Source organism: Aquimarina amphilecti, from assembly GCF_900109375.1.
Classification (GTDB): domain Bacteria; phylum Bacteroidota; class Bacteroidia; order Flavobacteriales; family Flavobacteriaceae; genus Aquimarina; species Aquimarina amphilecti.
Map to the genome: position 1 here is coordinate 234,055 of NZ_FOAB01000001.1, position 12,196 is coordinate 246,250.

The 12,196-nt window shown below is 33.1% G+C and carries 2 protein-coding genes; both read left to right on the forward strand.

The features are described 5' to 3' along the window. The first annotated feature begins 4 nt into the window (after nucleotides 1-4). Entirely contained in the window at nucleotides 5-11,437 is an 11,433-nt protein-coding gene (locus tag BMY33_RS01020) for a leucine-rich repeat domain-containing protein (RefSeq protein WP_091404287.1), read from the forward strand. Then, entirely contained in the window at nucleotides 11,430-12,167 is a 738-nt protein-coding gene (locus BMY33_RS01025; RefSeq protein ID WP_091404290.1) for a LolA3 family protein, read from the forward strand. Before BMY33_RS01020 ends, BMY33_RS01025 begins: the two co-directional genes overlap by 8 nt. The last annotated feature ends 29 nt before the right edge of the window (nucleotides 12,168-12,196 follow it).

The following is a 12,196-nucleotide window of genomic DNA, read 5'->3' on the forward strand; positions in this document are numbered from 1 at the left end:
AAGGATGAAATTTTTTAAAAAAAATATAAATACTAAGAGTATTGGTCAACGACTAATAGTATTACTGGTATTATTATTTAATATTGGTGTAGTAACCGCTCAGGTATCTCCCGAAGAGCGCCAGGCATTAATTGATTTATACAATAGTACGGACGGTGATAATTGGACGAATACGGTTTCAGGAAATAAACCTTGGTTGATTAATGATCCTACCTCGTTGGTTAGCGATTGGTTTGGAGTTGTGGTGGAAAATGGTTCGTTAACAAAGTTGTTTTTACCTAATAATAACTTAACCGGAAATTTACCTCCATCTATAGGAGATCTAATAAATCTTAGAGATTTTAGTATGTCGCGAAATGTGCTAACTGGATCAATACCTTCTTCTATTGGTAATTTAGGTAATTTAGATTCATTGCTTTTAGCTTTCAATATGCTTACAGGATCCATTCCTAGTTCAATTTCTAACTTAATAAATCTTCGTAGTTTTAATTTATCAAATAATGGATTGACTGGAATTATTCCGGATACTATTGGAAATGTGACATCTTTAAGTAGTTTGATTTTAAATGGAAATGAATTAAATGGTGATATACCTGCTTCTATTGGTAATTTAAATAATTTGTCTTCATTGAATTTGTCTTTTAATTCGCTAACAGGATCTATTCCGAGTTCAATTGCTAATTTAGGTGAATTAAGAGGGTTAATAGTAAATGATAATAATCTTTCTGGAGTTATTCCCTTTGGAAATGGTGATTTACCATATTTGGGGAATTTTTCAATTTCTAATAATAATTTTGAAGGTTCAATACCTTTTGTAAATCCAATTTCTCCAACTGATTTTTATGGTTTAACTTTTGCAATTGATGGTAATGCTTTTGTTTTTAAAGATTTTGAGGTGAATTTTCCGTTTTATGTGGAGAATTTTATGATGTTGCAGTACTCTCCCCAAACAAAAGTAGATGAATCACAAACTGTATCTGTAGTAGTCAATGGATCGATTACCTTATCGAGTGCCGCACTAGCGAGCCCAAATAACAGTTATCAATGGTATAAAAATAATATTATTATCCCAGGTGCTACTAGTAAAGATTTAGTTATTAATGATGCTACTGACGCAGATGAAGGAGCCTATCATTTTATAGCAACGAATAGTATAGTAACAGATCTTATTCTTACACGTAATCCAATTACATTAACAGTTATACCGGCAGTAAATACTTGTGGAGTTTCTGAAGCAGAAAAACAAGCATTAGTTGATTTATATAATAGCACAAACGGGCCCAATTGGACTAGTAATAATAATTGGTTGAGTGATACTCCTGTTTGTGATTGGACAGGTGTTACAGTAGAAGATAATAAGGTAACTGGATTATATCTTTTTGGAGGAGGAGTTTCTGGACCATTACCTAATTCTATTGGAGATTTAATTTATTTAAAATCATTAACTATTACTAGAAGTGTTGGTTTAACAGGTGGAATTCCTTCTACTATTGGCAATTTAACACAATTAGAATCTATTGATTTAAGCTCTAATCTATTAACAGAACCTTTACCAGCTGAATTAGGTAATCTGTTGAACTTAAGAGGCGTTAATTTATATAGGAATCGAATTACTGGCAGTATCCCAGCTTCACTGGGGAATTTAACGAATCTGGTGAGTTTATCCTTAGGAGAAAATGCATTAACAGGATCGATACCACCAGAATTAGGGAATTTAGTTAATCTTACAGGACTAAATCTCTTTCAAAATCAACTTACTGGATCTATTCCTTCTTCTATAGGAAATCTTACAAATTTAGTGACGTTGGCATTATCTCGTAATGGTTTAACTGGAGCGATACCGATAAGTATTGTCAATTTAACTAAAATTAATACGCTAGATATTAGTTCTAATAATCTTTCTGATCCTATTCCGCCAGAATTAGGGAATATGATAAATCTAACAGGTTTAAATTTATATAGAAATAAAATTACAGGTTCAATTCCAGTAGAGTTGGCTAACCTTACTAATTTAGTTAGTTTATCACTAGGAGAGAATCAACTTACAGGCTCAATACCACCCGAATTAGGTAATTTAGTTAACCTTACAGGCTTAAATTTATTTCAGAATCAATTAATTGGAACGATTCCTAATGAATTAGGGGACTTAGTTAACCTTACAGGTTTAAATTTAGGAAGAAATGGTTTATCAGGCTCAATTCCTTCCGAATTAGGAAACCTTATAAATTTAGAAGGTTTAGGTTTAAACTCTAATAATCTAACCGGATCAATACCATCTTCTATAGGGAATATGTCTAGTTTAATAAATATAAATTTATTCCGAAATAATCTTTCTGGTCCAATACCAAATGAGTTAGCTAATTTAGCTAATCTTACTTTTTTATCTATTGAAAGTAACCAAATATCAGGACAAATACCTGTTGGATTAGGGAATTTAACAAATCTAAAAACACTTTATTTGTCTAGCAATCAAATAGAGGGACCTATCCCTGATACTTTGGCAGATTTGCCAAATTTAGAAATTTTTGGGATTCAAGCTAATCAAATTAATGGTAAAATACCATCGGGATTCGCCACTTCTGCTTCCAATGGAGTTTTTAAAAACTTTCAATTATCTAGAAATGAGTTGGTTTTTGTAGATTTTGAATCGGATTATAATGTTTACAAAAATAACTTAACCACTTTTTCATATTTAGAACAATCAAAAGTTGATGAAATAGAAACTATTTCTGCTACAATTGGAGAAAGTATTACACTATCCACAAATAATCTTACTAGTTCTAATAACACTTATCAATGGTTTAAAAATAATGTGGCTATACCAGGTGCGACTACTAAAGATTTGGTAATCAACAATGTTTCTGATAATGATGCTGGTGTATATCATTTTACTGCTTCTAATAGTATTATTACTGATCTTACTCTTGTTCGTAACCCTATTACCATTGAAGTAGGGTGTGGTGTGTCTGAATCAGAGAAACAAGCATTAATTGATTTGTATAATAGTACAAATGGTGTTAATTGGAGAAATAATACTAATTGGTTAACTGATGAACCAGTGTGTGATTGGTTTGGGGTAACGGTGAGTAATGGAAAAGTAACAAAACTTACTTTAGCTCTAAACGATGTTGCTGGACCGTTACCTAATAACTTCAGTGATTTAATTCACCTAGAAAGTGTCACTTTCGAAAGGAATTCACTTACAGGAACTATACCTAGCTCTATTGGGGATATGAGTAATCTTACATTTCTACATCTAGGATCTAATCAATTAACCGGAGAAATACCAGCTTCACTTGGTAACCTTACTAATTTGGTTACTTTAAGTTTATATCGTAATGGATTAACAGGTTCGATTCCGAGTGAGTTTGGAAATCTGGAAAATTTAGAAGCTATGCATCTTCATGAAAGTCAACTTTCTGGAACGATTCCAGCTTCCATCGGAAATTTGACTAAATTAAAGCAGTTAAGATTATATATTAATACTTTAGAAGGTCCATTGCCATCTGAGTTGGGTAATCTTTCTAGCTTAGAAGTACTTCATTTAGAAAGAAATAGAATAACTGGAGAAATCCCTACTTCTTTTGGGAACTTATCGTCATTACAAGAATTTAATTTAGGGAATAATAGATTAAGCGGTAATATTCCAACTGAGTTAGGAAACTTAACTAATCTTATTAATTTGAGATTATTTTGGAATAGTTTGGAAGGAGAAATTCCTTCCGAACTTTCAAATATTCCAGGGTTAGAGACAATTAGTTTAACTAGAAATGCCTTAACAGGAGAAATCCCTTTGTCATTAGCAACAATTTCTACATTAAAGTTTCTTGATATAACTACTAATAATATAACTGGTAGCATTCCTGCTTCTTTTGGTCAATTACCAAACTTGAATCATCTAGGAATAGCTCAAAACAATTTGTCAGGGAAGATTCCATCCGAATTTGGGACATTGACAGACTCAGATATTCTTAATGTCTTAGGTCTCCAGCAAAATAACTTTGTATTCAGTGATTTCGAAACTGATTTTCAGACGTATCAAAGTAATTTGACTACATTTAATTATTTGTTACAAGCAAAAGTGGATCAAGAAGAAACACGATCTGTTCCATTAAATGGTACGATCACTTTAACAAGTACAGCACTTACAAGTACAAATAATAGTTACCAATGGTTTAAAGATGGAACAGCTATTACAGGAGCAACTTCTAAAGATTTTGTAATTACTAACGCAACTGATACTGATGCAGGAATATATCATTTTACAGCAACTAATAATATTGTTACAGATCTTATTTTAGAACGTAATCCAATTACATTAACCATAAGTGAAGATACGTGTGGTGTTTCTGAATCGGAAAAACAAGCTTTAATTGATTTCTTTAATGCAACTGGAGGTAATGACTGGGTTAGAAAAGAAAATTGGTTAACAGATACACCGGTTTGTGATTGGTATGGTGTAACGGTGGAAAATGGAACCGTAACTGAGTTACGTTTTCTGTTTGAAAATAATCTCGTTGGAGAAATACCTGGAGAAAAGATTGTTCTTTTATCAAATCTTATTAGTTTACAATTTCGCAGTCAATCTCAATTAACAGGAAACATTCCTAAAGAATTAGGTCAGTTAAATGAATTAAAAGTTTTATCACTTAGACAAAATAGTTTGTCTGGAGAAATCCCTATTGAATTAGCAAATCTTTCTAATTTAGAAAATTTAAGTTTAGATACAAATGCACTAACAGGAACAATTCCTACTCAATTAGGTAGTTTAAGTAATTTGAAACAGCTTGATTTGTTTAGAAATCAAATAACGGGTACAATTCCTCTAGAGTTAGGACAGTTAAGTAATTTAGGATTTTTGAGATTATTTGGGAATCAACTTACAGGTACTATTCCTCCGGAGTTAGGGCAGTTATCTCAACTTGTACAGTTAAATTTAAGTTCGAATCAACTTACTGGGTTTATACCAAATGAACTAGGACAATTAGGCCAGCTAGATGCTCTAGGACTTGGTAATAATGAATTAACAGGTTCTATACCTTCGGAATTGAGTAATATTGATGTTCTTCGGGCTATAACGGTTGAAAGAAATAATTTATCTGGAGTAATCCCCTCTGATATTGCTCAATTATCAAATTTCGATTTCTTTTATTTTATAGATAACAATTTTGTTTTTTCAGATTTCGAAAATGAACATGTATCATACCAGTCTAATGTTTCAAATTATCAATATAACAGACAATCAAAAGTAGATCAGGAAGAAACCATAGAAGTACAAATAGGAGGTTCTGTTACTTTATCGACTACTCAATTAACAAGTCCAAATAATACATATACTTGGTATAAAGGAGAAGATGTACTGGTAGAAACTACGTTACCACAAATTACTATTGATAATATAACATCTGCTGATCTAGGAGAATACTATTTTACAGCAACGAATAGTGTAGTAGAAGGATTAACATTGACTAGAAATAAAATCACTTTAGCTTTAGGAGTTACAGATCCGGATGGTTGTGATGTTTTAGAAGATGTTGTAGATGGAAGTTTTGAAAGTTGTTCTACAAGTGCAGGTATAATAGGAACAACTATACAAAATAATGACCTTAGTTGTAGTGATTTTGACACTCCAGGGAACCTTATTTATACTTGGAAAATTGATCCAAATAATGAAGATAATTTAGGAGAGATTACAAGTTTAATACAACCGTCTCCAGAAGGAGGTGTATTTGCTTCTTGCAGGGTCTACCAGCCACAAAGTTCATTTCCATCAATAATAATTAATGCATTAGAAAAGGAGTTAGAAGTGCTTGAGATAGGTGCCGAATATGAAATCTCATTTTATCAATCAAATGGTGGGTTTTATGGTGCAACTACTGAATTTGAAGCTTCTTGGAGAGTTTCTTGGGCAGATGGATTAGGAAATTCACAAGTTTCTCCTGCAATGTTGGTTAAAGGAGGAATAGCAGGAAATACTTCTGAAAGACCAAATTGGGATTTGGTTAAAATTAGATTTACAGCACCGGATACCTTTCTGAAATTAAATTTTGTACCTGTTGTTCCTTCACATAATTCAGTAGATAATGGAGTTTTAGTACATTTATTATTAGATGGTATAACGGTAAATAAGATAGATGGTTGTGATGATTCTATTACAGAACAACGTTTTTGTGGTGAGTATGAAACCTTACCTACTATTGGTGACTTAGTAACTCCTATATTAGGTACCACCATAACTTGGTTTGATGGGGAAAATAGTGATGCAGCGTTGCTTCCACCAACGGTATTAACAGATAATACAGTATATTGGGCACGTTCTAATAATGATCCACTATTGCCACGCGTTGGAGTACGGGTAATTTTAGAGAATGAATTTCCAACAGCTCCATCCACTCAGGTTTTTAATGCTGATGATAACCCTACGGTGAATGATTTACAAGCTACTGGTTCTAATATTCAATGGTATCTCTCTGAATTAGAAGGTTCTCCGTTATCTAGTGCTACTCCATTAACTAACAATACTTCGTATTATGCTTCGGAGAATAATGGTCTTTGTAGACTACAGGTTGTTGTTACTGTAAACACATCTGGAAATGAAGACTGTGATATATTAGAAGGTATTGCCGATGGAAGTTTTGAAAATTGTTTAGCTGTAGCGAACCCTATTTCGGAAGAAAATTTTAATAGAACTATTGATTGCAGTAACTGGGATTTAACAGGGAATTTCCCTTTAAATCCTTTGATTCAGAGCTCTGTTAGTACTTGGGTTGTTGATGGGAATAGTTCGAATACTACAGAGTCTCAGTTTAGTCAACATATCTCTACTTCACCTGATGGAGGAGTGTTCACATCGTCTTTCTTAGAAATCCAAAGACGTTTAGTAAATGGAGAAGGTATTAAAACTACGGTGAATGGTTTATCAATTGGAGTAGAATATATAGTTAGTTTTTATCAATCCAATGGTGGTAGTTTTGACGACCCAAATGGAATAGCAGTTTTTTCAGATCCTAAATGGCAAGTGAGTTTTGGAAATGAAGTAAAATTTGGTAGCTCATTAAATATTCGCCCTATTTCAGATATTACGGAATCAATTCCTTGGGAAAAAGTTGAGTTACGATTTACAGCAACTACATCGGAACAAGTTATTAGTTTCACGCCATCTGTAAGTTACCCAGATGAAGCGATATTTGTAGAAGGAGCATCATTTCATCTTTTAATTGATGGTATAAAGGTTTCCAGAGTTGATGGCGATTGTAATAATAATATTACCGAACAACGTTTTTGTGAAGAGAGTGAAATACCTGTAACCGTAGGTGATTTGATATCTCCTATATCGGGTACTACAGTAACTTGGTTTGATGGCGAAAATAGTGATGCAGCATTTTTACCGGAAGAACCATTAGTTAATGATTATATCTACTGGGCAAGTTCTAACAATGATCCTTTGCTTGCACGTGTTGGAGTGAAGGTGATTTTAGACAGCGGAACTCCTACTGGGCTTGATAACCAAGCTTTTAATGCAGTTGATAATCCGACGGTAGCTGATTTACAAGTTGTCGGTTCTAATATACAGTGGTATCTTTCTGAAGAAGGACAAACGCCTTTAACGAATAGCACTACACTAATTAATAATACATTTTATTACGCAGCAGAAGGAAGTAATAGTTGTAGGTTACAAGTTTTAGTAACGATCAATACATCTGGTGATGGAGATTGCGATCTATTAGAAGGAGTTGTAGATGGAAGTTTTCAGGATTGTGCATTGGTTGCTGGATCTACATTGCAGTCAGGATTTAATAATAATATAAGTTGTAGTAATTGGGAACCTGTTGGAATTGACCCTAACACGATACCAAGTACTTGGATTGTAGATTTAAGTGATTCTGGAAGTTCTTTAGATCCAGTAATGACTTCGGAGGTAAGACAATCTCCTGATGGAGGTATTTTTGCATCAGCATTAGTAACTCACGGTAGAGGAGCATCTAATGTTATTAAAAGTCAAGGATTTAAAACTACCTTGAGTAATTTAGAAATAGGAGCAACGTATACCGTTAGTTTTTATCAATCTCAAGGAGGAGGTTTTGATACTTTCGGAAATACTACAGTGCCAAACATTGAAAATGTTTTAGCGCAATGGCAAGTATTTTTTGGAAATGAGGTAAAAAATAGTAGCCTAATTCCTATTCAATCAATTTCAGAAATTTCTATTGCTCCGGTTTGGGAAAAACAGGAAATTACTTTTGTTCCTACTGAAACAGAACAAGAATTAAACTTTGTTTCTTTTGGTTCTTTAATTAATGTAGTTGAAAATGTATTTTATTACAACCTCTTAATAGATGGTATCAAACTAACGAAAAACGGAGAAGATTGTAATGACGATATAACAGAACAACGTTTTTGTATCTTAAATGGAGATATAACTATTGGAGATTTGCAATCACCATTTGCAGATGATACTGCCTCTTGGCATTTAACAGCACTAGATAAGGCATTAATATTACCAGAATATGTAATTCCAGAATCTGGAATTTACTGGGCAGAATCTAATGATAACTCTTCCTTACCGAGAATTCCTGTAAACGTAATTCTTGATGATCAAATACCTACTGGAGATACGGTTCAGATTTTTGATGAAGTAGATTCTCCTACAGTTGCGGATTTACAAGTTATGGGAGATAATATTCAATGGTATCTCTCCGAAAATGGTGAAATACCTTTAACTAATACCACTTCTTTAATACCGAATACATATTATTATGCTGCAACAGGAGAAAGTTCATGTAGACTAAAAGTTTTAGTGAGATTTAATACAATTGACAATTGTAATATTTTAAGCACGTTTGCAGATGGTTCTTTCGAGGAGTGTTTTGCAGATGCAAGTACATCGGGACATAATCATGATATTACCTGTGGTAATTGGGTTAATGGAAAGGGAACTGCTGATTCTTGGAAATCTCCGTATACTTCTACTCACGATGGTGTTTCAAGTAATATGAAAGCATCGCCTAATGGAGGAGTTTTTGCAGGTGCCATAGCAAGGGCTATTGGTATGAATGAATTAGAGTCATTTTATACAGAAATACAAAACTTAACAATTGGAGAAACTTACAGTATAGAGTTTTATCAATCTAACGCTACTGGAAGGTTTGATGTTTCTGAATTAAAAGAAGAAGCGAGATGGAAAGTTCTTTTTGGTGATCAGATACAGTATTCTTCATATATGGAAGTTACAGAAAACCCTATCTGGCAAAAACATACGTTAGATTTTGTTGCTAATAGTGAAGAGATTAGATTAGAGTTTGTAGCTTCATCTGCAAATCGAACGAGTTCTACATCCTATGTATATATGTTAATAGATGGGATAAAGTTTTCTCAAACTAGCGGAGACGGAAGTGAATGTCCTGACGATGTAGTATATGAAACGCAAAGTTTCTGTACTATGATTAATTATCCTAGAGTGTCAGATTTGATAGCACCAGAAGGGGCAACGGATGTTGTTTGGTATAGTTCGGAGATAGGTGGAATAGAATTTGATCAGGATGATTTTCTTGCTTTAGGTAATCCATTCCTACCGGTTGTAGATGTTTATTGGGCAGAAAGCTCACAATATATAGGGCGTAAACCTGTACGGGTCATATTAGATGAAGGTATACCAGTAGGATCGGGGATACAAGTATTCTCAATTGGTGATAATGCAACAATCGCCGATTTGGAAGTTACAGGAAATAATGTATTATGGTATGATAGTCCAACTAGTCAAGAGCCATTACCAATCTCAACACCGTTACAACATTTAGGTGTTTATTATGCTGAACATAATGGATTAGATTGTAGATTGGTTGTAGATGTAAGAATAGAAACAATTTCTCCAGAAGTAGAAGGAGTGCAAATATTCTGTGCTTCGGACTATCCGACTGTAGAGGATTTAGTGGTTACTCCTACAGATCCAACCTATTCGACAAGTTGGTATGCTTCTCCAGAAGGAGGAACGCCTTTAGCTAATAATGTCATTTTAATTGATGGGAATATTTATTATGCCAGTCAAAATGATGGTAATGCAGAAAGTGCACAACGAGCACCTGTTTTTGTAATTGTTAGAGATGTAGCAGCTCCTACAGGACCAACGGTACAAACAGTATATACCAATGATACCGGAACAGTTAGTGACTTAATTGCTTATGGATTTGGAATTGTTTGGTATGATGGGAATGGTGTAATATTATCACCGGATGAGCCTTTAGAAGAAGGAGGTATATATTATGCAAGTCAAACAGATTTCTCTGGTAATTGTTTAAGTATAGATAGATTATCTGTACGAGTTTCTATAAGTCCAGAGCTTCCACCCGAGTATTTTAGTTGCGAAAAATTCAGGCCACAACCTGGAGACAGATATGTAGTTAGTGGTTGGGCTAAAGAAAGTGGAGTTACAATTACTGCTACTGATACTAAAGGTTTTTCTGAAATCAATGATAAATTTATTGATCTATTAAATCATTTAAGAGATCTAATAATTACTCAAACTCCAGTACCAAAGGTATATATCCCTTCTCCTGAGGATAGAATTTATGATGAATTAGTCCCTTATATTGAGACTACAGGAATCGATAACCTAACGATTTATAATTTACAGCCCGTTAAAGAGAATCAAGGTGGTTTTTATAGAACAGTTGGGTTCTCATTTTCTTTTGATGAAGCAGGCAATACTGGGTTTACTTATATGAATCCTGTTAATGTATATGAATGGGGAATTTCTTTTTACCGTTATCCAATGGTTAATGTCAACCAAGTAAGTGAATCAGGTGAAATTACAGGTCCTATGGAAATCACTTTTAATCGTTTGACTAGTTGTTCTACAGGGGTATGTCTTGAAACGAATTTCAAATATCGTTTTAATGCTAATGGAGTTACACCTGTAAATATAAATAGTAATAACAATTATAGAGTATCCAATATTCTTAAAGAGACGGTAGATTTTAATACGTATGTTCCTAATCCTGATTATCAAGCAATGGATTATGCTAATTCATTATTAAAAATTACCTATACGGACAGAGAAGGAGTTGAGTTGCCAGAAGGTGCATCTGTAACTTTTAGACCAAAAGGAAATATTATTGATGGATGGCAACGTATTTCTGCAGACTTTAGAATACCTAATAATGCAGAATTTATGACTGTTTCGTTACAAAGTGAGGATACTAATCTGAATGTATATTTTGATGATATTAGATTTCATCCTTTTGATAGTAATATGAAAACTTTTGTATACGATCCAGAAACACAAAGATTACAATCCGAATTAGATGAAAATAATTATTCGACTTTTTATGAATATGATATAGAAGGCGGTCTAATTAGGGTTAAAAAAGAAACAGAAAGAGGTGTGTATACAATTCAGGAAACTAGATCTGGGAATTCTAAATTAAATAGTAATGAGTAAACGTATTGTTATGAATAAAATGAGACTTTATAACTTATTATTTCTAATTGTAGTACTGATCCCTTCAAGTGTATTGAGTCAAGAAAAAAATGACTTAAAACCAATTTTAGAAAATGTTATGGATTTCTATGAAAATACAGCAAGGTATACTGTAGAAATCGAACAGACATTGTTAAGAGGAAAGTCAGGAACTAATATATCAGAAAATTATAATGGGAATTTTATTAAGGATAAAGGGTATTCTAAACTTATTTTGTTAAACTCTGAAGTTATTCAATTCCCAGGAGTTCGTCTAATTATTGATCACGATAATAAAGCAATTGAGTATAGTAAGACTCCGATAGGACCATCTACTCCGATTGATTTAAAAGGTTTTTTGAAATATTATGAAGGTTCCTCATTGAAGAGTAATGATAAGCAATGGATTTGTGAATTAACAGTAATTCCATCAGCTGCATTTGTCCCTAGTGATAAGATTTTATTGTATGTCAATAAAGATCTTAATTATGTCGAGAAACAAGTTTTATTCTTGAGTAGAAAACTTCCATTTAAATTAAAAGATGGTACAACCGAGGAAGATTTTGGTAGGTTAGAGATAGTATTTAAACATGATCTTAACTTGTCTGATAAGGTAAACGATAAATTAAGCAATTATATATCGAAGACAGGAAGTAACATGGCTCCTGTAAAAAAATATAATGGATATCAGATAGTAAACCTATCTAATTAATAAAAAATTAATAGTAATTCTCACTATAA